A 26,387-nucleotide genomic window follows, 5' to 3' on the forward strand; every position below is an offset into this window, starting at 1 on the left:
GGCCACCGGCCGGAGCCGCTCAAAAAAGCCGGTTCAGACCGTCGTAGGCAGCTACCCGATAGGCTTCGGCCATGGTCGGGTAGTTGAAGGTGGTGTTGACGAAGTACTTGAGATTGTTCAGCTCACCCGGCTGGTTCATGATCGCCTGGCCGATGTGGACAATCTCCGAAGCCTGGTAACCGAAGCAGTGCACGCCAAGGATTTCCAGGGTTTCGCGGTGGAACAGGATCTTCAGCATGCCCTGCGGCTCGCCGGCGATCTGCGCACGCGCCATGCTCTTGAAGAACGCCTTGCCCACTTCGTATGGCACCTTGGCCTGGGTCAGCTCCTGCTCGTTCTTGCCGATCGAGCTGATCTCCGGAATGGTGTAGATGCCGGTCGGCACGTCGTTGACGAAGCGCCAGCTGCCGTTGTCGACGATGCTGCCGGCCGCCGAACGGCCCTGGTCGTGGGCGGCGCTGGCCAGGCTCGGCCAACCGATCACGTCACCGGCACCGTAGATGTTCGGCACACTGGTGCTGTAGTTCTCGTCGACCTCGATCTGGCCGCGGCTGTTGACCTTGATGCCGATGTTCTCAAGGCCCAGCTTGTCGGTGTTGCCGGTACGGCCGTTGCACCACAGCAAGGCGTCGGCCTTGATCTTCTTGCCCGACTTCAGGTGCAGGATCACCCCGTTGTCCAGGCCCTCGACACGCTCGTACTCCTCGTTATGGCGTACGGTGATGTTGTTGTTGCTGAAGTGGTAGCTCAGCGCCTGGGAGATTTCCGAATCCAGGAAGCTCAGCAGTTGACCACGGTTGTCGACCAATTCGACCAGCACACCCAGGCCACTGAAGATCGAGGCGTATTCGCAACCGATCACCCCGGCACCGTAGACGATCAGCTTGCGCGGCGTGTGGCTCAGGCTGAGGATGGTGTCGCTGTCATAGACGCGCGGGTGGTGGAAGTCGATGTCGGCCGGGCGATAAGGGCGCGAGCCGGTGGCGATGATGATGTGCTTGGCGTTGAGCTTCTCGACCACACCGTTGGGGCAGACCACTTCGACGGTCTGCTCGTCGGCGAAGCTGCCAGTGCCGACGAACACGTCGACGCGGTTGCGCGCGTAGTAGCCGGTGCGCGAGGCAACCTGCTTGGAAATCACCTTCTCGGCGCTCTTGAGCACGTCGGGGAAGGAGAACCAACGCGGCTCACCAATAGCGCGGAACATCGGGTTGGTGTTGAACTGCATGATCTGCCGCACCGAGTGACGCAGTGCCTTGGACGGGATGGTGCCCAGGTGGGTGCAGTTGCCGCCGACCTGGCGACGGCTGTCGACCATTGCGACCTTGCGCCCCGCTTTGGCGGCGTTCATTGCCGCGCCTTCTCCGGCCGGGCCGGAACCCAGCACCACTACGTCGTAGTTGTAGACAGCCATGCGTACTCCTTCAGAACTGGCCCGCCGGCCGGCTGGCCGCGGGGCTCATCATGCCGCCGGGGCGCCATGAAAAAATTCGGGTGCAGTCTAATCAAGCGTGAACGCCGCGCACATTAACCCTTGGTCGCGTCGTAGGCCATCTTTGCCTGCACTACATGTCATTTCGCCGTTTCCGTGGCCGCGATCATCCGTGCCCTGCCTTTCACCCGCCTTTCAACACCCGCTGGAAACCTGGCGTGGAACGGGAGACGAAACCACCCTCGACCCGGGTCACCAATACGGCAGCGATGCCGTGGGCCACAGCAAAATCCCAGCCGCGCTCGGGCCCGAGAATCAACAGCAGCGTCGAGTAACCGTCGGCGATCAGCGCCGAGCGGTCCAGCACGGTGACCGCAGCCAGATCGTGCACCACCGGACGCCCCAGGCGGGCATCGAAGGTGTGCGAATAGCGCCGGCCATTGTCCTCGAAATAGTTGCGGTAGTCACCCGAGGTCGACACCGACAGGCCATCGACGGCTATCACCTGGCGAGCGATCTGGCGATCCTCGCGCGGCAGCTCCAGTGCAATGCGCCAGGGGCTGCCATCAGGCTTGCGGCCTGCGGCCTGCAACTCGCCGGTGGCTTCGGCGACAAAGCTGTCGATACCCATCGCCCGCAGGCGCTCGGCGATCAGGTCGACGGCGTGACCGGCAGCGATGCTGTTGAAGTCCAACTCCAGCGCAACGTCCTTGCACAGACGCTCGCCGTCGATGTGCAGGTGACGATAACCTACGCGCTGACGGGCCAAAGCCAGGGCCTGGGGATCGGGCACCTGCTCCTGGCGGGCCTGCGGGCCGAAACCCCACAAGTTGAGCAGTGGCTCGACACTGAGGTCGAACGCCCCCTCGCTCACATCGGCCAGGTGCTGGCCGAAGGTGACCAGCTCGAGCATGCCCTGCGGGATGGTCAGGCATTGATTGGCCGGCAATCGGTTGAAACGGCTGACAACGGAGTCGTCACGGTAGGTGGAGTAATACGCGTCGATGCCATGCAGGATGGTTTCGACTGCCTCGCGCACCTGGCTCGGCGCCGGGCCGCCGGGGCTGCGAACATACTGGATGCTGTAGCTGCTGCCCATGGTCGGACCGCCAAGGCGCTCCAGCGTGGGTTGCTGGTCGCAGGCCGATAGCAGCATCAGGATAAGCAGGAAGGCTTTGCGCAAGATTCAGATTCTCGGTTGCCTGTGCCGCTTCTGTGGCGGGACGAACGTTTACCTTTGCCGGGCCGGCACAGACACAACATAAAAAAAACGGGAACCCGAAGGTTCCCGTTTTTTCATCGCCTTACAAGCCTATCAGCGTGGAAACGCTGGCGGGTTCACACCGGCCATTTCTTCCATCACTCGAACGACCTGGCAGCTGTAACCGAATTCGTTGTCGTACCAGACGTACAGGACAACACGGTTATCGTTGCAGATGGTCGCTTCGGCATCGACCACACCGGCGTGGCGCGAGCCGACGAAGTCGGTCGAAACCACTTCCTGGGAGCTGACGTAGTCGATCTGCTTGTGCAGTTCCGAGTGCATGGCGGTCTGGCGCAGGTACTCGTTGAGCTCTTCGCGGTTGGTGGCCTTTTCCAGGTTCAGGTTCAGGATGGCCATCGACACGTTCGGTGTCGGTACGCGAATGGCGTTGCCGGTCAGCTTGCCCTTGAGCACTGGCAGTGCCTTGGCAGCGGCAGTGGCGGCGCCGGTTTCGGTGATGACCATGTTCAGCGGCGCGGCACGACCGCGACGGCTGCCCTTGTGGAAGTTGTCGATCAGGTTCTGGTCGTTGGTGAACGAGTGAACGGTCTCGACGTGGCCGTTGACGATGCCGTACTGGTCGTTGATGGCCTTGAGCACCGGCACGATGGCGTTGGTGGTGCAGGACGCCGCGGAGATGATCTTGTCATCGGCGGCGATATCGCCATGGTTGATGCCGTGCACGATGTTCTTCAGCGCACCCTTGCCAGGAGCGGTGAGGATCACACGGGCAGCGCCCGGGCAGGCCAGGTGCTGGCCCAGGCCGTCGGCATCACGCCAGACGCCGGTGTTGTCGACGATCAGTGCGTTTTCGATGCCGTACTGGGTGTAGTCGACTTCGCTCGGGCTCTTGGCGTAGATGACCTGGATCAGGTTGCCGTTGGCGGTGATGGTGTTATTGGCTTCATCGATGGTGATGGTGCCATCGAACGGGCCGTGGACCGAATCGCGGCGCAGCAGGCTGGCACGCTTGACCAGGTCGTTCTCGGCGCCCTTGCGCACGACGATGGCACGCAGGCGCAGGCCGTCGCCGCCACCGGTCTTCTCGATCAGGATGCGCGCCAGCAGGCGGCCGATGCGGCCGAAGCCGTACAGGACGACATCGGTGCCCTTGCGCGCCGAAGCGTTCTGCTGGCCAACCACATCAGCCAGCTCTTCACGGACGAACTGCTCGGCAGTGCGACCGTTGCCTTCCTGCTTGAACTTGTTGGCCAGCTTGCCCAGGTCGACCGAGGCGGCGCCCAGTTTCAGCTCGCTCATGGCTTTGAGCAGGGGGAATGTCTCGTGTACGGACAGTTCGGTCTCGTCGGTCTGACGGTGACGTGCAAAGCGATGCGCTTTGAGGATCGAGATAACCGAACGGTTGATCAGGCTGCGGCCATAGATCGAGCTCACCACATTGTTGTTGCGGTAGAGCTGACCGATAAGCGGGATCATCGCTTCAGCCAGGGCTTCACGATCGATCCACTCACCAAGACACTGGTCGGGCTTCTGAGTCACGGGAACCTTCCACATGTAGGGACAGAAAAAAGGGGCTACATTATGACGCCCTGATGCGTATCGGGCAATGAGCGCCTGTCGCTACCCGCAAAGCCAGCCGCCATGGCCTTTCGAGCCTGACAGCGAGCAGCGTCGCCGGTACAATTGACCTCTTTGCCGCAACGCTTGGAGTCGGATCTTCCGTGTCAGTTCTGCGCCTTCCGCAACTGTCGGCCACGGCCGGCAAACAAACCTGGGGCAACCTGCCCGGTGCCGCCCTCAGTCTCGCCATCGCCGAGGCCGCCAGCAGCGCCGGGCGCTTCACCCTGCTGCTGACTGCCGACAGCCAGGCCGCCGACCGCCTGGAACAGGAGCTGCGTTTCTTCGCCCCGCAGCTCCCGGTGCTGCCGTTCCCCGACTGGGAAACCCTGCCCTACGACCTGTTCTCGCCGCACCAGGACATCATCTCCCAGCGCATTGCCAGCCTCTACCGACTGCCTGAGCTGGACCACGGCATTCTCGTGGTGCCGATCACCACCGCCCTGCACCGCCTGGCCCCGACCCGTTTCCTGCTGGGCAGCAGCCTGGTGCTGGACGTGGGCCAGAAGATCGACGTCGAGCAGATGCGCACCCGCCTGGAAGCCAGCGGCTACCGCTGCGTCGACACGGTCTACGAGCATGGTGAATTTGCCGTGCGCGGCGCGCTGATCGACCTGTTCCCCATGGGCAGCAAGGCGCCGTATCGCATCGACTTGTTCGACGACGAGATCGAGACCCTGCGCACCTTCGACCCGGAGACCCAGCGCTCGGTCGACAAGGTCGACTCGATCCGCCTGCTGCCGGCCCGCGAATTCCCTATGCACAAGGATGAGGTGACACGCTTCAAGGCCCGTTTCCGAGAGCGCTTCGACGTCGACTTCCGGCGCAGTGCGATCTTCCAGGACCTGACCAGCGGCATCATCCCGGCCGGCATCGAATACTATCTGCCACTGTTCTTCGAAGAGACCGCGACACTCTTCGACTACCTGCCGGCAGATACCCAGGTATTCTCCCTGCCCGGTGTCGAGCAGGCCGCCGAACACTTCTGGAACGACGTACGCGGGCGCTACGAAGAGCGCCGCGGCGACCTCAGCCGCCCCTTGCTGCCACCGGCCGAGCTGTTCATGCCGGTCGAGGACTGCTTCGCCCGCCTCAAGCAATGGCCGCGCGTGGTGGTCAGCGCCGACGAACTCGAGCCAGGCGCTGGCCGCGAGCGCTTCCCGGCCCGCGCCCTGCCCAACCTTGCCATCGAGGCCAAGGCCAACCAGCCGCTGGCTGAGTTGTCGAACTTCCTCGACCAGTTCCCCGGCCGCGTGCTGTTCACCGCCGAATCGGCAGGCCGCCGTGAGGTACTGCTGGAGCTGCTCGAACGCCTGAAGCTGCGCCCGCACACCGTCGAGGGCTGGGACGATTTCATCACTGGCAGCGAGCGCCTGGCGATCACCATCGCCCCGCTCGATGAAGGCCTGCTGCTGGATGACCCGAGCCTGGCCCTTGTGGCTGAAAGCCCGTTGTTCGGCCAGCGCGTGATGCAGCGCCGACGTCGCGACAAGCGCGGCGAAGCGGCCAACGACGCAGTGATCAAGAACCTCACCGAGCTGCGCGAAGGCGCCCCTGTGGTGCACATCGATCACGGCGTGGGCCGCTACCTGGGCCTGGCCACCCTGGAAATCGACGGCCAGGCCGCCGAGTTCCTCACCCTGGAATACGCCGAGGGCGCCAAGCTCTATGTGCCGGTGGCCAACCTGCACCTGATCGCCCGCTATACCGGCAGCGACGACGCCCTGGCGCCGCTGCACCGACTTGGCTCCGAAGCCTGGCAGAAGGCCAAGCGCAAGGCCGCCGAACAGGTGCGAGACGTGGCCGCCGAGCTGCTCGACATCTATGCCCGCCGTGCTGCGCGCAAGGGCTACGCCTTCGCCGACCCGGCCGCCGACTACGCCACCTTCAGCGCCGGCTTCCCGTTCGAGGAGACGCCCGACCAGCAGGCCGCCATCGAGGCCGTGCGCCTCGACATGCTTGCGGCCAAGCCCATGGACCGACTGGTCTGTGGCGATGTCGGCTTCGGCAAGACTGAAGTGGCCATGCGCGCAGCCTTCATCGCGGTGCACAGCGGTCGCCAGGTCGCGGTCCTGGTCCCCACCACCCTGCTCGCCCAGCAGCACTACAACAGCTTCCGCGATCGCTTTGCCGACTGGCCGGTGACGGTCGAAGTGATGAGCCGCTTCAAGTCCGCCAAGGAAGTGGCCGCCGCCGCCGCAGACCTTGCCGAAGGCAAGATCGACATCCTCATCGGCACCCACAAGCTGCTGCAGGACGACGTACGCTTCAAGGACCTGGGCCTGGCGATCATCGACGAAGAGCACCGTTTCGGCGTACGCCAGAAAGAACAGCTCAAGGCGCTGCGCAGCGAGGTGGACATCCTCACCCTCACCGCCACGCCAATCCCGCGCACCCTGAACATGGCCGTGGCCGGCATGCGCGACCTGTCGATCATCGCCACTCCGCCGGCGCGACGCCTGTCGGTGCGCACCTTCGTCATGGAGCAGAACAAGAGCACGGTCAAGGAAGCGCTGCTGCGTGAGTTGTTGCGTGGCGGTCAGGTCTATTACCTGCACAACGATGTGAAGACCATCGAGAAATGCGCCGCCGACCTCGCCGAACTGGTGCCCGAGGCCCGCATCGGCATTGGCCACGGGCAGATGCGCGAGCGCGAACTCGAACAGGTGATGAGCGATTTCTACCACAAGCGCTTCAACGTGCTGATCGCCTCGACCATCATCGAGACCGGCATCGACGTCCCTAGCGCCAACACCATCGTCATCGAACGTGCCGACAAGTTCGGCCTGGCCCAGTTGCACCAGCTGCGCGGCCGGGTCGGACGCAGCCACCACCAGGCCTACGCCTACCTGCTCACCCCGCCCCGCCAACAGATCAGCGGCGATGCCGAAAAGCGCCTGGAGGCGATCGCCAACACCCAGGACCTGGGCGCAGGCTTCGTGCTGGCCACCAACGACCTGGAGATCCGCGGCGCCGGCGAGTTGCTCGGCGAAGGCCAGAGCGGGCAGATCCAGGCAGTGGGTTTCACTCTCTACATGGAAATGCTCGAACGTGCGGTCAAGGCGATCCGCAAGGGCACCCAACCCAATCTCGAGCAACCACTGGGCGGCGGCCCGGAGATCAACCTGCGCTTGCCGGCGCTGATCCCCGAAGACTACCTGCCCGATGTGCACGCCCGCCTGATCCTGTACAAGCGCATCGCCTCGGCGGCCGACGAAGAAGGGCTCAAGGACCTGCAAGTGGAGATGATCGACCGCTTCGGCCTGCTGCCCGAGCCGACCAAGAACCTCATGCGCCTGACGCTGCTCAAGCTGCAGGCCGAGAAGCTTGGCATCAAGAAGGTCGATGCCGGCCCCAATGGCGGCAAGCTTGAGTTCGAGGCCGAAACACCGGTCGATCCGCTGACCCTGATCAAACTGATCCAGGGCCAGCCCAAGCGCTATAAGTTCGAAGGCGCGACCCAGTTCCGCTTCCTGGTGCCGATGGAACGCCCGGAAGAACGCTTCAATACCCTGGAGGCGCTGTTCGAGCGCCTGGCCCCACAGTCAAATTAAGGAAGCTCCATGCGCGCCATTCGTTGCCTGACCTTGTTGCTGACGCTCATCGCGCCAGTAACGGCCTTCGCCGAAGGCCCTTATCAGGTGGAAATCCTCCTCCTGCGGCAGAACGCCGTGCCTGCAGTGACCAGCCCGTTCGCCCCCGAAAACTGGAGCGCCGGCGCGCCGCGCCTGGCCAAGGACGCCGAGCGCCCGCTGGCACTGGCTGACGAAGCCACCCGCCTGCAAGCCACTGCCGACTACACTGTGCTGCTGCACAAGGCCTGGCAGCAGCAGGTGGGCAGCGAGCCCAGCCGCATTGCCGTGGGCGCAGGCGACGAGCAGTTCGGGCACTTCCCCATCGAGGGCAACCTGAGCATCGCCGAGGGCCGCTTCACGCGCATCGAGGCCAACTTCTGGGTCAACGAACTGGACGGCAACGGCAGCGTGCTGCGCAGCGAGCAATTCAAGCAAAGCAACAGCAATGTGAAGAACGGCCAGCTGACCTTCCTCGACGGCGGGCACCTGGCGCTGTTGATCAAGGTTGCACCGGCCGGGATGCGCAAGCTGCCGACACTGGATCCGGAAATGATGGAGCAGTGACACGTGAGTGACGTGCAGAAGCAGGTTGCGGAAAATCCAAGCTGGAAGCGCGAATTCGACGCCGGAGCCCTGCAGCGTGGTGAACGCTATGCCGAGCAAGGCAGGGTAGAGATCCTCTCCCACGGCGATGCGCGCATCGAGGCAACCTGCAGCGGCAGCGGCGACAGCCGTTATCGTCAACGGATCATCATCACCTTCACCTCCGCCGGACACTGCCATGTTCGCGGTCAGTGCACCTGCCCGGTCGGCGAGAACTGCAAGCACTGCGCCGCCGTGCTCTACACGCTCGCCCACCGCCATACGGCACAACCGGCGGCCAGCGATCACCTGCCCCATCACCTGCAACACTGGCTGCAGGGCCTTGAGCAACGCCCCAGCACCCACCAGCCTGGCGAAGACAAACGCGGACGCATGGTCTGCTACCAGCTCATGTTGCTGGGCGATCAGGGCTGCGCCCTGCGCGTTCGCAAGGGCACTCGCAGCGATGACGGCATACGCTACAGCCGGGTGCACTCGCTGTACGAACTGCTCTACGAGCCGCCCAAGTTCGTCAAGGAAGAAGATCTGCGCATCCTGCGCCAGTTGTCGGCACAGAACGCACCCTACGGCCAGGAGCGCGGCTACGTGCTCAAGGGCCAGGAAGGCGGCGAGCTACTGCAACGGGTGCTGGAAACCGGACGCCTGATGTTCATGGAAGAATTGCCGCTGCTGCGCCGCGGCCAGGAGCGCCAGGCGGAATTTCGCTGGGTGCGCCTGGACAGCGGCGAATACCGCGGCATGTGGTACAGCGCCGACAAACCGCTGCTTTGCGTCCTGCCGCTGGTGCCGTTGTTTTACTTCGATGTCATGACCAGAGAAGTCGGTACCGTCGCCCACAGTCTCGACCCGCACACCGCCATCCAGCTCTCGCTCGCACCCGATGTACCGGAACACCTGATCGTGCCACTCAGCCACAAACTCAACGCCCTGAACCACCGACTGCCAACCCCGACAACGGTGAAGCAGGAACTGCTCGACAACATCGAGCCCATCCCCCACCTGACCCTTGGCAGCCTCGAATTCAGCGCCTACATGCCCAAGACCGGACGCATGCAGCGCCAGATGCAACACCGCGCCGCGCTCTCGTTCGACTACGACGGGTTGCGCACCAGCGGCCCCGACGACAAGCCGCTGAGCCGCCTGGTAGACAGCACCAGCCAACGCATTCGCCGCCAGCCGCAGCATGAAAAACGCCTGCGCGACACCCTGCGCAAGCTCGGTTTCAAGCCTGCCACGCGCCAGAGCAAGGCCCTGCCCGACAGCGCCGGCGAGATGTTCCAACTGCCCGACGACGAAACCTGGCTGCGTTTTGCCCGCGAAGAGCTGCTGCGACTACGCGAGGCAGGCTGGAAGGTGGATGTCCACCGCGACTTCGCATTCAACCTCCACGACGTGGAAGACTGGTACGCCAACATTCAGGAAGCCCCCGGCCACGAATGGTTCGACCTGGAACTGGGCATCGTCGTCGACGGCCAGCGCCACAGCCTGCTGCCGATTGTCCTGCAGTTGCTGCGCAGCAGCCCCGAACTGCTGCGCCCCAGCGAACTTGCGCGGCGCGGCGACGATGAACACCTGTTGATCGACCTCAACCGCGGCCGCCTGGACAGTCCGGCCATGCGTGTCGCCTTGCCCTACGGGCGGATCAAGGCAGTCATGGGCACCCTCGGCGAGCTGTACCTGCACGAGGATGCCACCGGCCCGACGCTGCGCTTGGAACGCGCCGATGCCGCACGCCTTAACGATATCGAGCACCTGCCCCTGCAATGGGAAGGTGGCGAACAACTGCGTGACCTGGGTCGGCGCCTGCGCGATGCGCGTGACTTGGAGGTCGAGCCACCCAAGGGCCTGGCCGCGACCTTGCGCCCCTACCAGCAGCAGGGCCTGAACTGGCTGCAGGCCCTGCGCGAGATGGGCACCGGCGGCATCCTCGGCGACGACATGGGCCTGGGCAAGACCCTGCAGACCCTTGCCCACCTGCTGCTGGAAAAAGAAGCCGGGCGCCTGACCCATCCCGCCCTGGCAGTGATGCCCACCAGCCTTGTGCCCAACTGGCTGGACGAAGCCCAACGCTTCGCACCCGACCTGCGTGTCCTGGCCCTGCACGGCCCGGGCCGCACCCGGTTCTTCGGCGCACTGCACGAGTACGACCTGATCCTGACCACATATGCCCTGCTGCCACGCGACCTCGAGCAACTGCAGGCCCAAGCCTGGCACGTGCTGGTGCTGGACGAAGCACAGAACATCAAGAGCAGCACCAGCAAGGCCGCCCAGGCCGCCCGGGAGCTGCAGGCCAACCAGCGCCTGTGCCTGACCGGCACGCCCATGGAGAACAACCTGGGTGAGCTATGGTCGATCTTCCACTTCCTGATGCCCGGCTGGCTGGGCGATCAGAAACGTTTCAACCAGGATTACCGCACCCCCATCGAACGTCATGGCGACCGCGAGCGCCTGGCCCACCTGGCCAGCAGGGTCCGCCCTTTCCTGCTGCGCCGCAGCAAGGAGCAGGTGGCCCGCGAGCTGCCGGCCAAGAGCGAGATGGTTCACTGGGTGGACCTCAGCGATGCACAGCGTGACACCTACGAAACCGTGCGCGTGGCGATGGACAAGAAGGTGCGCGATGAAATCGCCCGTAACGGCGCCTCACGCAGCCAGATCGTCATCCTCGATGCCCTGCTCAAGCTTCGCCAGGTGTGCTGCGACCTGCGCCTGGTCAAGGGCGTGGAAGCCAAGGGCAATCAAGCCGACAAGGGCAAGCTGGGCAGCTTGATGGAAATGCTCGAGGAACTGCTCAGTGAAGGCCGCCGAGTGTTGCTGTTCTCCCAGTTCACCTCGATGCTCGCACTGATCGAACAGGAGCTGGAAAAGCGCGACATTCGCTACAGCCTGCTGACCGGCGACACCCGCGACCGCCGCGCGCCGGTTCAACAGTTCCAGAGCGGCGACAGCGAAGTGTTCCTGATCAGCCTCAAGGCCGGCGGTACTGGCCTGAACCTGACCGCTGCCGATACGGTGATTCACTACGATCCCTGGTGGAACCCGGCCAGCGAGAACCAGGCAACCGACCGCGCCTACCGCATCGGTCAGGACAAGCCGGTGTTCGTCTACAAGCTGATCACCCGCGGCACGGTGGAAGAAAAGATCCAGCAGTTGCAGCAAGAGAAAGCCGCCCTCGCGGCCGGCCTGCTCGATGGTGGGCAGGCCGGTCAGTGGCGGCTCGGGGATGACGAGATCGAAGCACTGTTCGCGCCGTTGCCGGGCAAGCGAGGGCGCTGAATACGGGGCGCCTACTTCGCAGACACCCCGGTCAATCCACCAACTGCGCGTCCTTCAAAGCCCCCAGCGCCTCGAGCCAACGCGGCTGCTGCCGGTAGTCAGTGCGCGCAAAGCCCCGCCCGCGCATGCCGGCGATACGTGGCGAAGGCCGCACCTTCAAGCGCTGCGCCGCGCTCAGTGCAAGCTCCGCCGCCGCCCGGTCATTGCACACCAGGCCCATGTCGCAACCGGCGCTCAACGCCGCCTCGATGCGATTGGCCGCATCGCCCACCACATGCGCACCGGCCATGGACAGGTCGTCACTGAAGATCACCCCCTCGAAGCCCAGCTCACCACGCAGGATGTCCTGCAGCCAGCGCCGCGAGAAACCTGCCGGCTGGTTGTCGACCTGGGGGTAGATCACGTGGGCCGGCATCACCGCTGCCAGTTGCCCACTGAGGCGGGTGAACGGCACCAGGTCAGCCTGGCGCAATTGCGCCAGGCTGCGCTCATCGGTCGGGATCGCCACGTGCGAGTCGGCCTCGGCCCAACCGTGCCCCGGGAAGTGCTTGCCACAGGCCGCCATGCCTGCGGCGCTCATGCCACGAATAAAAGCACCGGCCAGTTGCGTGGCGCGCTGTGGATCGCCCTCGAAGGCACGACTACCAACCACCGCGCTGCGCTGGTGATCGAGGTCAAGCACCGGCGCAAAGCTCAGGTCCAGGCCGACCGCGAGAACTTCGGTCGCCATCAGCCAACCGCATTGTTCGGCGAGGTAATCGGCGTTGGCGTTGTCGGCGATGGCACGCATGGCGGGCAAACGTACGAAGCCCTGGCGCAGACGCTGGACCCGACCACCTTCCTGATCGACCGCCAGGATCAGGTCAGGACGAATAGCACGGATCGAGGCGCACAGCTCGCGCACCTGGCGTGGGCTATCGATGTTACGGGCAAAGATGATCAGACCGGCCACTTCGGGCTGGCGCAGGAGGTGACGATCCTCGGGGGTCAACCATTGACCGGCGATATCCACCATCAGGGAGCCTTGCAGGCTGGCAGTCATAGGGTGTCCTTCATTAAATATCCAGAGAGGCCCATTGCGGGCAGGCAGACTCGTCTATGCGCACCGGACAATGGAGCGGTACGCGCTCGAACAGATCCGACAGCTCGCGGTTGCGCAGGCGCACGCAGCCATGGGACAACGGCACGCCCAGCGGTTCGCTGTCCGGCGTGCCGTGCAGGTAAATGTAACGACTAAAGGTATCGACTCGACCCAGGCGGTTGACGCCCGGTTCGCAGCCACTGAGCCAGAGGATTCGGGTGAGAATCCAGTCTCGGCCTGGAAATTGCTCATGCAGAGCGCACGACCAGACTTCGCCGGTCCAGCGTCGGCTGCGGAGCACAGCCCCTTGCGGCAATCCAGCGCCGATCTTCGCCCTGACCTGATGCAGGCCACGCGGTGTGCAGCCGGAACCCTTGAGTTCACCCGCTCCCAGACGCGCAGTGGAAACATCCAGGCGCACGCACAACGTCCCCCGGAAAAATCCGTAAAGGCGTTGGTCTGCGAGGGAAATGTGCAGGAAATCAAGGTCAGGCATGGGCGCTAGCTTAGCCGAAGCGCCCTGCTGCGCCCAGTGCTCAAGCCTTGGCTGGCGTAGCGCTGACTGCGCTCTTGCTGCGTGGTCGCAGTTGCGCGGCCGCCATGGCCTCGTCGGTCACCCCGGTATCGGCACGCATGCCGGCGGCGAGGAACGGCACCATCAGGCGCATGACCTGCTCGATCGAAGTGTTGATGCCAAAATCGGTTTCAGCGATGGCGCGCAGCGCCTTGATACCGGACATGCTGAACGCCGCGGCACCCAGCATGAAATGCACGCGCCAGAACAGCTCGATGGGGGGAATGCGCGGAGCAGCTTCGTTGACCAACAGCATGTAGCGCCGGAACACCTTGCCGTACATGTCTTCAAGGTAGCGGCGCAGGTGGCCCTGACTCTGACTGAAGGCCAGACCCAGCAGACGCATGAAGATCGACAGGTCGTTGTTGCTGCGCGGTTGCACGGCCAGGGCCTGCTCCACCAGCATCTCCAGCAGCTCTTCGAGCGTCGGCTTCTGCTCCGGGCGCGCCTGGCGGCGCTCGAGCTCACGCTCCAGGCTGGCGCAGAACGGACCGAGGAAGCGCGAGAATACCGCCTGGATAAGCGCCTTTTTGGAGCCGAAATGGTAATTCACCGCCGCCAGGTTGACCCCGGCCTTGCTGGTGATCAAACGCAACGAAGTTTCCGCGAAACCTCTTTCCGCGAACAGCTGCTCGGCAGCATCGAGAATGCGTTCAACGGTTTCCGATTGGGCCATGACTTATCCGCCTGACAAACAGTTGTTTGAAACATACGTTTCAAGCACGCGCATGTCAAGGTTCGGTGACCCGACGGTCGCCCTTTTTAAAGCGCCGGGGCTCAAGCTGCAAGCCACAAATATCAAGGGCTGGGCACAACGTCTGGCAGATCGCGGCGATTTTCTTGAAGCGCGGCGCTTGCAGCAGCCCCTGTACTGTATATAATCCCAGTCACTGTATAAAAAGACAGAGCCACTCGCCATGCTGAAACTGACGCCCCGCCAAGCCGAGATCCTGGCCTTCATCAAACGTTGCCTCGAAGACAACGGTTTCCCGCCTACCCGCGCAGAAATCGCACAAGAGCTAGGGTTCAAGTCGCCCAATGCCGCCGAAGAGCACCTCAAGGCCTTGGCGCGCAAAGGCGCCATCGAGATGACGCCGGGCGCCTCCCGCGGCATTCGCATCCCTGGCCTCGAAGCCAAGCCTGACGACAGCGGCCTGCCGATCATCGGTCGTGTTGCAGCAGGTGCCCCGATCCTCGCCGAGCAGCACATCGAGGAATCCTGCAACATCAATCCAGCCTTCTTCCATCCCCGCGCCGACTACCTGTTGCGCGTCCACGGCATGAGCATGAAGGATATCGGCATCGTCGACGGCGACCTGCTCGCCGTGCACACCTGCCGCGAAGCCCGCAACGGCCAGATCGTGGTCGCCCGCATCGGTGACGAAGTTACCGTCAAGCGCTTCAAGCGCGAGGGCAGCAAGGTCTGGCTGATTGCCGAAAACCCCGAATTCGCCCCCATCGAAGTCGACCTGAAAGATCAGGAGCTGGTGATCGAGGGCTTGAGCGTCGGCGTCATTCGCCGCTGATCCAGGAGGCGTCATGCAGCAGTCCGCCCATTTATCGCAGCCCGCACAATTGCCATTGTTCGAAGCCTTTCTCGCACAGCCGGTACTGCCAGGCCTGAAAAGTCGAGAGGAACCGCGCAAGCCCGGCCAACCTGAACTGTTCAGTGAACTGTCGCTGCGCGGCGCGCCAGGGCACTGCCAGAGCCTTTTGGCCCCTATCCTGCGCGAGCTGAGCGAAGAAGATGATGCGCGCTGGCTGACACTGATCGCACCGCCGGCCAGCCTCACCCAAACCTGGCTGCGTGAGGCGGGCCTGAATCGCGAACGCATCCTGCTGCTGCACCCCGGAAGCAACCAAAGCGCCCTGCAACTGGCCTGCGAAGCGCTACGCCTGGGCCATAGTCACACCGTGGTCAGCTGGCTCGGCAACGTCAATACCAGCATCCGCCAACAGCTCGTTCGTGCCGCCACCTGCGGAAACGCACAAAGCCTGAACATCCGCCTCGGCTGATGTTCAGGCTTTGCCTGTGCGATCTGCAATGATGACTCAACTGGCGTGTTCAATGCAGAACACGCGGCCCCTCATCACGCTCGAAGTCGCCTTCGATCAATTTACCTGCCATCTGCACACCAACGCTGAGCATGGCTTTGGCCACTTCTACATGCTGCCCTTGAAGAAATGCCTTGGCATCTTCGGAGAAATCCAGGGTAACCAGCGAACCCTCGTCCTCGGCACGGCGCAGTTCGATCCGGCCATCAGGCAATTCGACAATTTCTAGAAAGGACGTTGACATAAAGGGCCTGCTGTTCACGAAAGGCGAGTAGTGTACCAGCCGCGCAGATTGTCAGCACTCACTCAACGCTTCCCGGAAACGTCTTACAAGCCCTTTGAGGTTCTGCCGCCACTCTTCCAACTGTTCCCGAGACAGCACGATTTCCTCGACTTCATCGAGATTGACGGCCTGAATCAACGGCTGGGTGACATCGGTCTTGGCGACTTTCTTCGCGACCGGTGGTTGGAACAAATCGGCATAAGCCTTGATCAACTGCGCCAGCCAGGTTTGCGGCTGGCGTGCCAGCTCAAGCATCTCGGCCATTTCCGGAATGGCAACGGTCTTCAGCGTTTCATCGTCAAGCAACAGCTCCGCACGGGACGCCTTCGCCTGCGGCAGGCGATAGAAACCAGCAATCTCGTGACACAGCCCGAGCAACGCCCCATACAGATGGAACAACGCCGCTTCGCGCTCAGCTTGGATCAGGCCCTGGGCGTTCATGGCCTGGCTCTGCCCTGCCTTGGCCATGGACTCGAGGGCCAGGCCTGCAAAGAACAGTTTCTGGTTGGTGCGGGTGTAGAGTTCCTGGGCCATTTCGGATGACCTCCCATAGGCAGCAAGGCGAATAGCTGCATCATAAATGATTAGGGCCGCAAAGCGGCCCTAATCAAAACACCGAAGAATCAGCGCTTGTCTTCGACCTTCCACGCCTTGCCGTCGTAGAACGCCTTCCAGCCTGTCGGCTTGCCGTCTACCTCGGATTGCACGTACTGCTCCTTGGTCTTGCGGCTATAGCGGATCACCGCCGGACGACCGTCCGGATCCTTCTGCGGCGCATCGCAGAGGAAATGGTACTTGGGGTCGATCTCGTGCTTGTGCGGGATGATCTCAAGCACCAATGGCGCACGGGTCTCGCGATTCTTCGGGAACTGGCTTGCCGCCAGGAACAAGCCCGAGGCACCGTCACGCAGCACGTAGGTGTCATCGACCTTCTCGCACTTGAGCTCCGGCATCTCCACCTTGTCCATCTTCGGTGGCGCCGCCTCACCGCTCTTGAGCAGCTTGCGGGTGTTCTTGCACGCCGGGTTGGTGCAACCGAAGAACTTGCCGAAGCGGCCGGTCTTGAGCTGCATCTCGCTGCCGCACTTGTCGCACTCAAGGCTCGGCCCTTCGTACCCCTTGATACGGTAGCTGCCTTCCTCGATCTCGTAGCCGGCACAATCCGGGTTGTTACCGCAGATATGCAGCTTGTGCTTCTCGTCGAGCAGATAGGCATCCATCGCCGTCGAACAGATCGGGCAGCGGTGCTTGCCGCGCAGCACCAACGACTCGGACTCACCTTCGTCATCCGCCGCGATTTCGTCGCCCGGCACCAGGTTCACAGTAGCCTTGCAGCGCTCTTTCGGTGGCAGGCTATAGCCCGAACAGCCGAGGAACACTCCGGTGGACGCGGTACGGATCATCATGGGGCGACCACATTCCTTGCATGGAATGTTGGTCAGGGTCGGCTGGTTGGCACGCATGCCATTCTCGGCGGACTCGGCCGCCAGCAGCTTTCTGCTGAAATCGCCGTAGAACTCATCGAGCACGTTCTTCCAGTCACGCTCACCCTGGGCCACATCATCGAGGTTCTCCTCCATGCCGGCGGTGAAACCGTAGTCCATCAGATCGGAGAAGCTTTCCGACAAACGCTCGGTGACGATGTCGCCCATCTTTTCGGAGTAGAAGCGGCGGTTGTGCAGGGTCACGTAACCGCGGTCCTGGATGGTGGAAATGATCGCTGCATAGGTCGACGGACGACCGATACCGCGCTTTTCCATTTCCTTGACCAGGCTCGCTTCAGTGAAGCGCGCTGGCGGCTTGGTGAAATGTTGGCTCGGATCGAGCTGGATCAACTTGAGCGTCTCGCCCTGCCCCATTTCCGGCAGCACGTCGTCCTCGCCCGGCTTGGCCTGCTGAGGCAATACGCGGGTGTAACCGTCGAACTTGAGAATACGCCCCTTGGCACGCAACTCGAAGTTGCCAGCCGCCACGGTGACGCTCGTGGACAGGTACTGCGCCGGTGGCATCTGGCAGGCCAGGAACTGGCGCCAGATCAGCTCGTACAGGCGCTCGGCATCGCGTTCCATGCCGCTGAGTTTGGTCGGATGGGTGTTGACGTCGGACGGACGAATCGCTTCGTGCGCCTCCTGTGCCCCTTCCTTGCTGCCGTAGACGACCGGAGCGGCCGGCAGGTACTGCTTGCCAAACTCGCTTTCGATGTAGCTGCGCGCCATTTCAACGGCATCGGTCGACAGGTTGGTCGAGTCGGTACGCATATAGGTGATGTAACCGGCTTCATACAGACGCTGGGCCATCATCATGGTCTTCTTTACCCCGAAGCCCAGGCGATTGCTTGCCGCCTGCTGCAAGGTCGAGGTGATGAAGGGCGCCGACGGCTTGCTGCTGGTCGGGCGATCCTCACGCTTGATCACGCTGTAGCTGGAAGCCTTGAGCTTCTCCAGCGCCGCCATGGCCTGCGCTTCGTTCAACGGCTTGAAGGCTTCGCCGTTCTCGCGCGCCACTTCGAAGCGCACCTTGGCGTTCTTCGCAGTACCCAGGTCAGCATGGACCTCCCAATACTCCTCGGGATTGAACGCACGGATCTCGCGCTCACGCTCGACCACCAGTTTCACTGCTACCGATTGCACACGACCGGCAGACAGGCCACGGGCGATCTTGGACCACAGCAGCGGCGAAACCATGTAGCCCACCACGCGATCGAGGAAGCGCCGCGCCTGCTGGGCGTTGACCCGAGCGATATCCAGGTCGCCAGGCTGCGAAAACGCCTCCTGGATGGCCTTCTTGGTGATTTCGTTGAACACCACGCGCTTGTAACGGCTGTCATCTCCCCCGATGGCTTCGCGCAGGTGCCAGGCAATGGCTTCCCCCTCGCGATCCAAGTCGGTTGCGAGATAGATGGTGTCGGCATCCTTGGCCAGGCGGCGCAGCTCATCGATCACCTTCTCCTTGCCGGGAAGGATCTCGTACTTGGCTTTCCAGCCGGCCTCCGGGTCGACGCCCATGCGCGCCACCAACTGGCGCCGGGCTTTCTCCTTTGGCGTCAGCGCCGGAGCCTCACCCGCGGTCTTGCCGCGCTTGGCCGCCGGTTCCTTGGCCGTACTGGCCGAACCGCTGGTGGGGAGGTCTCGGATATGGCCGATACTCGACTTCACCACGTACTGGCTGCCCAGGTACTTGTTGATGGTCTTGGCCTTGGCCGGGGATTCCACAATGACCAGCGATTTGCCCATGGATCGGAGTATTCCTGAATCTGAAGATGAAAAACGCGTCAGGTGCCGGACGCGGCACCGCTATATATAGTGGCAAAAGAGTGAGGTCAAGCGCGGTCGATCACTCGCAGGGCTTCCCGGCCAGTGCCGCAAGCCCCTCTTCGGCCTTGACCAAAGCAAAGCGTGGCACCTGCTCGCCGTCAACCTCGACCGACTCCTGGAACATCGAAAGTGGACGTACCCAGAACCCATAGTCACCATACAGGCATTGGTAGAACACCATCCACTCTTCGCTCTCCGAGTGCCGCGCAACGCTGAAGACACGGTACTCAGGCCCTTTGTAATGCCGGTATACGCCTGGTTGTATCTGCATGCCGCCCACCCTCTTGAACAAATCCTGTAAAAAACAAAAAACCGGGGCACTAGGCCCCGGCTGCTGTCCCGCGAAGCGATCAGACGCGTTCGAAGACAGTGGTGATGCCCTGACCCAGGCCGACACACATGGTCGCCACACCCAGCGTACCGCCATTCTGCTTCATGACGTTGAGCAAGGTGCCGGAAATCCGTGCACCGGAGCAACCAAACGGGTGGCCCAGGGCGATGGCGCCGCCGTGCAGGTTAACCTTCTCATCCATCTTGTCGAGCACTTTCAGATCCTTCAGCACTGGCAGGGCCTGTGCGGCGAAGGCTTCGTTGAGCTCGAAGAAATCGATGTCGGCGATGGTCAGACCCGCGCGCTTGAGGGCTTTCTGAGTCGAAGGCACCGGGCCATAACCCATGATCGCCGGATCCACACCGGCTACTGCCATCGAACGAATCACGGCCAATGGCTGGATACCGAGGTCCATGGCACGCTGGCCGGACATGACGATCATGCACGAGGCACCGTCGGTGATCTGCGACGAGGTACCGGCGGTGACAGTGCCACCCTTGGGGTTGAACGCCGGCTTGAGCGCAGCGAGGCCCTCGAGGGTGGTCTCGGGACGAATGGTTTCGTCGTAGTCAAAAACCTTGAGGAAGCCGTTCTCGTCATAGCCCTGCATCGGGATGATCTCATCCTTGAACTTGCCTTCGACGGTGGCCTTGTGAGCCAACTGGTGCGAACGCAGACCGAACAGGTCCTGCTGCTCACGGGTGATGCCGTGCATCTTGCCGAGCATCTCCGCAGTCAGGCCCATCATCCCGGAAGCCTTGGCGGCGTGCAAGGACAGGTGCGGGTTCGGGTCGACGCCGTGCATCATGCTGACGTGCCCCATGTGCTCGACACCACCGACCACGAATACATCGCCGTTGCCGGTCATGATCGCCTGGGCAGCGGTGTGCAGCGCGCTCATCGACGAGCCGCACAGGCGGCTGACGGTCTGGGCGGCGGAGGTGTGCGGGATCGGGGTCATCAGCGACGCCATGCGCGCGATGTTCCAACCCTGCTCCAGGGTCTGGTTGACGCAGCCCCAGATCACATCCTCGACTTCCTTCGGATCGACCTTGTCGTTGCGCTCCAGCAGCTTGCTGATCAGGTGCGCCGACATGTCTTCGGCGCGGGTGTTGCGGTGCATGCCACCCTTGGAACGGCCCATCGGCGTGCGACCGAAGTCGACAATCACCACGTCTCTTGGATTCAGGCTCATATCAATAATCTCGCTCTAGCTCGTGGCCGTTCAGTTGAAGAAGCGCTGGCCGTTCTTGGCCATTTCACGCAGCTTCGCAGTCGGGTGGTACAGCGGACCCAGATCGGCGTACTTGTCGGCCAGGGCAACGAACTCGGCAACACCGATCGAATCGATGTAGCGCAGCGCACCACCGCGGAAGGGAGGGAAACCGATGCCGTAGACCAGGCCCATGTCCGCCTCGGCTGCAGTTTCGACGATGCCATCTTCCAGGCAGCGCACGGTCTCCAGGCACAGCGGCACCATCATCCAGTTGATGATGTCCTCGTCACTGACTTCACGCTGCTCGAAGATCACCGGCTTGAGCACGTCCAGCACGGACGCGTCGGCGACTTTCTTCGGTTTGCCGCGCTTGTCGGTTTCGTAGGCATAGAAGCCCTTGCCGTTCTTCTGCCCCAGGCGATTGGCTTCGTACAGGGCGTCGACGGCGGAGCGGCGATCGTCCTTCATGCGATCCGGGAAGCCTTCAGCCATCACGTCGCGACCATGGTGGCCGGTGTCGATGCCGACCACGTCCATCAGGTAGGCCGGGCCCATCGGCCAGCCGAACTTCTCCATGACCTTGTCGATGCGCACGAAATCGACGCCTGCGCTGACCAGCTTGGCGAAGCCGCCGAAGTACGGGAACAGTACGCGATTGACCAGGAAGCCCGGGCAGTCGTTGACCACGATCGGGTTCTTGCCCATCTTCTTGGCGTAGGCCACGGTGGTGGCGACCGCCACTTCACTGGACTTCTCGCCACGAATGACTTCGACCAGCGGCATCATGTGCACCGGGTTGAAGAAGTGCATGCCAACGAAGTTTTCCGGACGCTTGAGGGCCTTGGCCAGCAGGTTGATCGAAATGGTCGAGGTGTTCGACGCCAGAATCGCGTCTTCCTTGACCTGCCCTTCCACCTCGGCCAGCACCGCCTGCTTGACCTTTGGGTTCTCGACCACGGCCTCGACGACGATGTCGACGTTGGCGAAATCGCCATACGACAAGGTCGGGCGAATGGCGTTGAGTGCCTCGGCCATCTTCGCCGGGGTCAGGCGACCTTTCTCGACGCGCTTGCCAAGCAGCTTGGACGCTTCGTTCAGGCCCAGCTGGATGGCTTCTTCACGGATATCCTTCATCAGGATCGGCGTGCCCTTGACGGCCGACTGGTAGGCGATACCGCCACCCATGATGCCGGCGCCGAGTACGGCAGCCTGCTTCACGTCACGAGCGATCTCGTCATGGGCCTTGGCTTTGCGCTTGAGCTCCTGATCGTTCAGGAACAGGCCGATCAGGCTCTCGGCGACCGAGGTCTTGGCCAGCTTGGCAAAGCCTGCGGCTTCGACTTCCAGGGCCTTGTCACGGCCAAAGTTGGCGGCCTTCTGGATGGTCTTGATGGCTTCGACCGGAGCCGGGTAGTTCGGGCCGGCTTGACCGGCGACAAAGCCCTTGGCGGTTTCGAAGGCCATCATCTGCTCGATGGCGTTGAGCTTGAGCTTCTCGAGCTTGGGCTGACGCTTGGCCTTGTAGTCCAGCTCTCCGCTGATGGCGCGCTTGACCAGGTCCAGGGCACCGGCCTGCAGCAGCTCAGGGGCGACCACGGCATCGACGGCGCCCACTTTCAGGGCGTCTTCGGCGCGGTTTTCCTTGCCCGAGGCGATCCACTCGATGGCATTGTCCGAGCCGATCAGACGCGGCAGGCGAACGGTGCCGCCAAAGCCCGGGTAGATGCCCAGCTTGACTTCCGGCAGGCCGATCTTGGCGCTGCTGGACATGACGCGGTAATCCGCCGCCAGGCACATTTCCAGGCCGCCGCCCAGGGCGATGCCGTTGATGGCCACGACGGTTGGCACCGCGAGGTCTTCGAAGTCGCTGAAGATACGGTTGGCTTCCAGGTTGCCGGCCACCAGCTCGGCTTCGGGCAGCTTGAAATTGTCGACGAATTCGGTGATGTCGGCACCGACGATGAACACGTCCTTGCCGCTGCTGACGATCACACCCTTGATGGAGGCGTCGGCCTTGATGGTGTCTACGGCCTGACGCAGCTCGTTCAGGGTAAGGCGGTTGAATTTGTTGACGGACTCACCCTTGAGGTCGAACTTCAGTTCGACGATGCCGCTTTCAAGAGCCTTAACCGTGATGGCTTTACCTTCGTAAATCATCAACTGATCTCCACGATATGGAAGCTGAACTGTACACGCCGATCACTGGCAGGAAGGCCGGCTTTACGCCCCTCCCCCAGGCACACCCGTCAGCGCGCTAGTCGGGATTCTGTACGAGCGATGTGAACATACAAACGCTCAATTCATACGCCCGTTTGATTTGGGTACGCACACATTCTCCGAAAAGGTCGGCGTTGTCAAATGCTCGAAAGCACCCGGAAAACGCGACTTTCCAGTCATTTTGTAACACCAGGGGATAAAACATGATGACAGTGATTGTCGATCATTCATGACGACGATCGGCCAATGGCTGGTGGGGTTAGTTGCGCTGCCAGCCTGCTGATTTTTCATGTGCACATTGGAGACAAGGGTCTACACTGCCCTCGAATCGAATGTTTTCCCGGCCTGCCTGGCCAGCTTCACCACTGTGGGATCAGGGTTGCCCTGCTCCCACTTTTTTTTTGCGCATGCCTCAGGCGAGGGTTTCGAGGGTGTGGGCAATATCCTGCAATACAGATTTTTCGCCGCGCTCGCTCCAGTACAAGGCGATCATGCGGGTATCGGCCTCCACCTTGTAGACACTGGCCGGCAACCGCGCAAAACACTCCGCCAGACGTGGCTCCTGGCAGGGTTCGCGCCATTTGTTCCACCACACGCCCGGGCTGACCTGCCAGTAGCACCAGCTATCCTCTCGCCCCTTGCGCCGCCCGCGGTAGTACTGTGGGCACGGGCTTGGCGGTTGGTTTTCCAGCCAGTGCGGCCACTCCTGGGGCGCCAGCTGCATGGCCAGACCCATGCGCCGCCCCTCCAGGCGCAGGCTCATCTGTTCGCTCTGCTTGCGCGACGGTCGCAACCAGGCCAGCGGGCTGAGAATCAGCGCAAGGATTGACACCACCAGCCATACCGTCATATCTGTAGTTCCCATAAAGCGTTGCAAATGAGCGGGTTAGTCTTTTTCACGCAAGGCCTGCCAGAAAGCGACCATACTTTCACTATTGCGATTGTCAGGAGTGCCGCTCATGTCCTACGAACATCTTCTGGTTGCCGTCGACCTGACCGAAGAATGCGACCCAGTGATCAAACGTGCCATGGCACTGGCGAAACCGTCGAACGCCAAGGTCTCGCTGGTGCATATCGTCGAGCCGATGGCCATGGCATTTGGTGGCGACGTGCCGATGGACCTGTCGCAACTGCAGCAACAGCAGTTCGACCAGGCCAAGGAACGCATGGATCGCCTGTTCAACAAATATCCAGACATCAATCGCGGCGATTCGCACCTGACCTACGGCCAGCCGCGCCAGGAAATCCACCAACTGGCCAAGGATCAGAAGTGCGACCTGATCGTGGTCGGCAGCCATGGCCGCCATGGCCTGGCGCTGCTACTGGGCTCCACGGCCAATGACGTCCTGCATGGAGCACCGTGCGATGTGCTGGCGGTGCGGTTGCAGAAGAAAGAATGATATAGCCCGAGCCGGCCCTATCGCTGCGACTTGTCCCGCGATAGGGCCGGCTCGATCGACTCAACCTTCCAGCTCGGCCCAGCGCTCGACCAGCACATCCAGCTCAGCCTGCAACGTCTCGAGCTTGGCCAGCACGTCCGACGTTTCGCCAATCGGCCGCTGATAGAAGCCAGGCGCATTCACCTCTTCCTGCAGCACCGCCATCTTCTGCTCCAGCGCATCGATCTGCCCAGGCAGCATCTCCAGCTCACGCTGCAGTTTGTAGCTCAGCTTTTTCTTGCTGCTGTCGGCCACCACAGGCGCCACGGGCTCCGGGGCGACCTCGACCGCAACCTTCTCGACCACCGCACTGTTGAGCTCGGACTTGCCGCCCTTGCTCTCGGTCACGCCCAGCAGCTTCGGCGAGCCCCCCTGGCGGATCCAGTCTTCATAGCCACCCACGTACTCACGCACCTTGCCCTCACCCTCGAACACCAGGGTGCTGGTGACCACGTTGTCGAGGAAGGCCCGGTCGTGGCTGACCATCAGTACCGTGCCCTTGAAGTTGGACAGCACTTCCTCAAGCAGCTCGAGCGTCTCGACGTCCAGGTCGTTGGTCGGCTCGTCCAGCACCAGCAAGTTGGCCGGTTTGCTGAACAGCTTGGCCAGCAACAGACGCGCACGTTCACCACCAGACAGCGCCTTGACCGGCGTGCGTGCACGCTGGGGGCTGAACAGGAAGTCTCCGAGGTAGCTCAACACGTGGCGATTCTGACCATCGATCTCGATGAAGTCGCGACCTTCGGCGAGGTTGTCGATCACCGTCTTCTCGAGGTCGAGCTGGTGACGCATCTGGTCGAAGTAGGCCACCTCCAGCTTGGTGCCGCGATCGACCTTGCCGGCGGTCGGCTCCAGGTCACCCAGCATGAGCTTGAGCAGGGTGGTCTTGCCGGTGCCGTTGGCGCCGAGCAGGCCGATGCGGTCCTGGCGCTGCAGGACCATGGAGAAATCCTTGACCAGCTTCGGCCCCTGAGGGTGCGCGAAGCTGACGTTTTCCAGCACCATCACCTGCTTGCCGGACTTGTCGGCGACCTCGATCTGGATGTTCGCCCTGCCCTGGCGCTCGCGACGCTCGCTGCGCTCCACGCGCAGGGCCTTGAGGGCACGCACACGACCTTCATTACGGGTACGCCGGGCCTTGATGCCCTGGCGGATCCAGACCTCTTCCTGGGCCAGGCGCTTGTCGAACAGCGCATTGGCGGTTTCCTCGGCGGCCAGCGCAGCCTCCTTGTGCACCAGGAAGCTGGCGTAGTCGCCGTTCCAGTCAATCAGCCCGCCGCGGTCCAGCTCGAGGATCCGCGTGGCCAGGTTCTGCAGGAACGAGCGGTCGTGAGTGATGAACAACACGGCGCCGTTGAAGCCGCTCAGGGCCTCTTCGAGCCAAGCGATGGCACCGATGTCCAGGTGGTTGGTCGGTTCGTCGAGCAGCAGCAGGTCAGGCTCGGACACCAGAGCCTGAGCCAGCAGCACGCGACGGCGCCAGCCGCCGGACAGCTCGGCGAGGGTCTTGTCGGCCGGCAACTGCAGGCGGCTCAGGGTGCTCTCCACGACCTGCTGCAGACGCCAGCCGTCGCGGGCCTCCAGCTCATGCTGGACATGCATCAGCTTGTCCAGGTCGGCATCATTCTGGATGTTCTGGCTCAGGTGGTGATATTCGGCGAGCAGCGCACCGACGCCGTCGAGGCCCTCGGCGACCACATCGAACACACTGCGATCGTCGGCCACCGGCAACTCCTGCGGAAGCTCACCGATCTTCAGTGCCGGCGCACGCCAGATTTCCCCTTCGTCGGGTTTCTGCTCACCCTTGACCAGGCGCAGCATGCTCGACTTGCCGGTGCCGTTGCGGCCGATGATGCACACCCGCTCGCCACGGGCGATCTGCCAGGACACTTTGTCCAGCAGCGGCATGGCGCCGAACGCGAGGGACACATCGCTGAATTTGAGCAGGGTCATGATCATCTCCAAAAACCGGGCGCGCATTCTACCTGACTTTCACGCCTACTTCGCCCCTGCGTGACATTCCAGATGCGATGACGGCGCGCGCTTGGCGACGCGTGGTCGGCGTTAACGATTCGATACAAGCCCAATGCTTTCATCCACCGCCGGCAAACGGCTAAGCTAAGGAAACAAGATTTCAACAGTGCTGGCTTCG

Annotated in this window: 20 protein-coding genes; 6 read left to right on the plus strand and 14 right to left on the minus strand. The window is 62.6% G+C overall.

The genetic code is table 11. The features are described 5' to 3' along the window. Positions 1-19: 19 nt before the first annotated feature. The 3 genes from sthA to HU729_RS03385 form a co-directional block, all read right to left on the minus strand. Complete coding sequence (sthA, locus tag HU729_RS03375; RefSeq protein ID WP_054894437.1) at positions 20-1,414, minus strand: Si-specific NAD(P)(+) transhydrogenase; 1,395 nt, start codon at positions 1,412-1,414, stop codon at positions 20-22. A gap of 202 nt (positions 1,415-1,616) precedes the next feature. Next, the gene (locus HU729_RS03380; RefSeq protein WP_186708370.1) at positions 1,617-2,615 is read right to left on the minus strand and encodes an FAD:protein FMN transferase; all 999 of its coding nucleotides are present in this window, start codon (positions 2,613-2,615) and stop codon (positions 1,617-1,619) included. Positions 2,616-2,747: 132 nt separating this feature from the next. Continuing rightward, the gene (locus HU729_RS03385) at positions 2,748-4,211 is read right to left on the minus strand and encodes a glyceraldehyde-3-phosphate dehydrogenase (RefSeq protein WP_186666302.1); all 1,464 of its coding nucleotides are present in this window, start codon (positions 4,209-4,211) and stop codon (positions 2,748-2,750) included. A gap of 167 nt (positions 4,212-4,378) precedes the next feature. Between HU729_RS03385 and mfd the strand changes: the two genes are divergently transcribed. Genes mfd through HU729_RS03400 form a run of 3 tightly spaced genes read left to right on the plus strand, consistent with a single transcriptional unit; the run spans position 4,379 to position 11,725 of the window. Then, entirely contained in the window at positions 4,379-7,828 is a 3,450-nt protein-coding gene (gene mfd / locus HU729_RS03390) for a transcription-repair coupling factor (RefSeq protein ID WP_186708372.1), read from the plus strand. 9 nt (positions 7,829-7,837) lie between these two features. Continuing rightward, complete coding sequence (locus HU729_RS03395) at positions 7,838-8,413, plus strand: CsiV family protein (protein WP_186708374.1); 576 nt, start codon at positions 7,838-7,840, stop codon at positions 8,411-8,413. A gap of 12 nt (positions 8,414-8,425) precedes the next feature. Continuing rightward, positions 8,426-11,725: a DEAD/DEAH box helicase gene (locus HU729_RS03400; protein ID WP_346655285.1), complete on the plus strand. Its 3,300-nt coding sequence runs from the start codon at positions 8,426-8,428 to the stop codon at positions 11,723-11,725. Positions 11,726-11,756: 31 nt separating this feature from the next. Here the strand turns inward: HU729_RS03400 and nagZ are convergent, their stop codons facing one another. Genes nagZ through HU729_RS03415 form a run of 3 tightly spaced genes read right to left on the minus strand, consistent with a single transcriptional unit; the run spans position 11,757 to position 14,056 of the window. Beyond that, complete coding sequence (gene nagZ / locus HU729_RS03405; RefSeq protein ID WP_186708410.1) at positions 11,757-12,755, minus strand: beta-N-acetylhexosaminidase; 999 nt, start codon at positions 12,753-12,755, stop codon at positions 11,757-11,759. Positions 12,756-12,780: 25 nt separating this feature from the next. Further along, positions 12,781-13,302: a L,D-transpeptidase gene (locus HU729_RS03410; RefSeq protein WP_186708378.1), complete on the minus strand. Its 522-nt coding sequence runs from the start codon at positions 13,300-13,302 to the stop codon at positions 12,781-12,783. A 40-nt stretch (positions 13,303-13,342) separates the two neighbouring features. After that, positions 13,343-14,056 carry a TetR/AcrR family transcriptional regulator gene (locus HU729_RS03415; protein ID WP_186708380.1) on the minus strand — a complete coding sequence of 238 codons (714 nt, stop codon included), beginning with the start codon at positions 14,054-14,056 and terminating at the stop codon, positions 13,343-13,345. 241 nt (positions 14,057-14,297) lie between these two features. On the opposite strand from HU729_RS03415, the gene lexA reads away from it, so the two are divergent. Continuing rightward, positions 14,298-14,906, plus strand: a complete 609-nt coding sequence (gene lexA / locus HU729_RS03420; RefSeq protein WP_054894445.1) for a transcriptional repressor LexA — start codon at positions 14,298-14,300, stop codon at positions 14,904-14,906. A gap of 13 nt (positions 14,907-14,919) precedes the next feature. Further along, a complete protein-coding gene (gene sulA, locus HU729_RS03425) occupies positions 14,920-15,396 on the plus strand; it encodes an SOS-induced cell division inhibitor SulA (protein ID WP_186666312.1) in 477 nt (158 codons plus the stop codon). Positions 15,397-15,445: 49 nt separating this feature from the next. Here sulA and HU729_RS03430 read toward each other — a convergent pair whose 3' ends face one another. The 7 genes from HU729_RS03430 to HU729_RS03460 form a co-directional block, all read right to left on the minus strand. Then, a complete protein-coding gene (locus HU729_RS03430) occupies positions 15,446-15,679 on the minus strand; it encodes a hypothetical protein (RefSeq protein ID WP_186666313.1) in 234 nt (77 codons plus the stop codon). A 51-nt stretch (positions 15,680-15,730) separates the two neighbouring features. Then, a complete protein-coding gene (locus HU729_RS03435) occupies positions 15,731-16,252 on the minus strand; it encodes a DUF6586 family protein (RefSeq protein ID WP_186666314.1) in 522 nt (173 codons plus the stop codon). 89 nt (positions 16,253-16,341) lie between these two features. Continuing rightward, on the minus strand, positions 16,342-18,951 hold the full coding sequence (topA, locus tag HU729_RS03440; RefSeq protein WP_186708382.1) for a type I DNA topoisomerase: 2,610 nt from the start codon (positions 18,949-18,951) through the stop codon (positions 16,342-16,344). Positions 18,952-19,051: 100 nt separating this feature from the next. Beyond that, a complete protein-coding gene (locus tag HU729_RS03445; RefSeq protein ID WP_186708384.1) occupies positions 19,052-19,303 on the minus strand; it encodes a DUF1653 domain-containing protein in 252 nt (83 codons plus the stop codon). Between the two features lie 79 nt (positions 19,304-19,382). Then, on the minus strand, positions 19,383-20,558 hold the full coding sequence (fadA, locus tag HU729_RS03450) for an acetyl-CoA C-acyltransferase FadA (protein WP_186708386.1): 1,176 nt from the start codon (positions 20,556-20,558) through the stop codon (positions 19,383-19,385). 30 nt (positions 20,559-20,588) lie between these two features. Then, positions 20,589-22,736: a fatty acid oxidation complex subunit alpha FadB gene (fadB, locus tag HU729_RS03455; RefSeq protein WP_186666319.1), complete on the minus strand. Its 2,148-nt coding sequence runs from the start codon at positions 22,734-22,736 to the stop codon at positions 20,589-20,591. A 472-nt stretch (positions 22,737-23,208) separates the two neighbouring features. Continuing rightward, positions 23,209-23,646 carry a hypothetical protein gene (locus tag HU729_RS03460; protein ID WP_186666321.1) on the minus strand — a complete coding sequence of 146 codons (438 nt, stop codon included), beginning with the start codon at positions 23,644-23,646 and terminating at the stop codon, positions 23,209-23,211. Positions 23,647-23,755: 109 nt separating this feature from the next. Here HU729_RS03460 and HU729_RS03465 point away from each other — a divergent pair, with 109 nt between their 5' ends. Beyond that, on the plus strand, positions 23,756-24,196 hold the full coding sequence (locus HU729_RS03465) for a universal stress protein (protein ID WP_186666323.1): 441 nt from the start codon (positions 23,756-23,758) through the stop codon (positions 24,194-24,196). Between the two features lie 60 nt (positions 24,197-24,256). On the opposite strand, the gene HU729_RS03470 is transcribed toward HU729_RS03465, so the two are convergent. Beyond that, positions 24,257-26,188: an ATP-binding cassette domain-containing protein gene (locus tag HU729_RS03470; protein WP_186666325.1), complete on the minus strand. Its 1,932-nt coding sequence runs from the start codon at positions 26,186-26,188 to the stop codon at positions 24,257-24,259. Between the last annotated feature and the right edge of the window lie 199 nt (positions 26,189-26,387).

The sequence above is a fragment of the Pseudomonas sp. RW10S2 genome (genome assembly GCF_014268985.1).
GTDB classification, from domain to species: Bacteria; Pseudomonadota; Gammaproteobacteria; order Pseudomonadales; family Pseudomonadaceae; genus Aquipseudomonas; species Aquipseudomonas wayambapalatensis.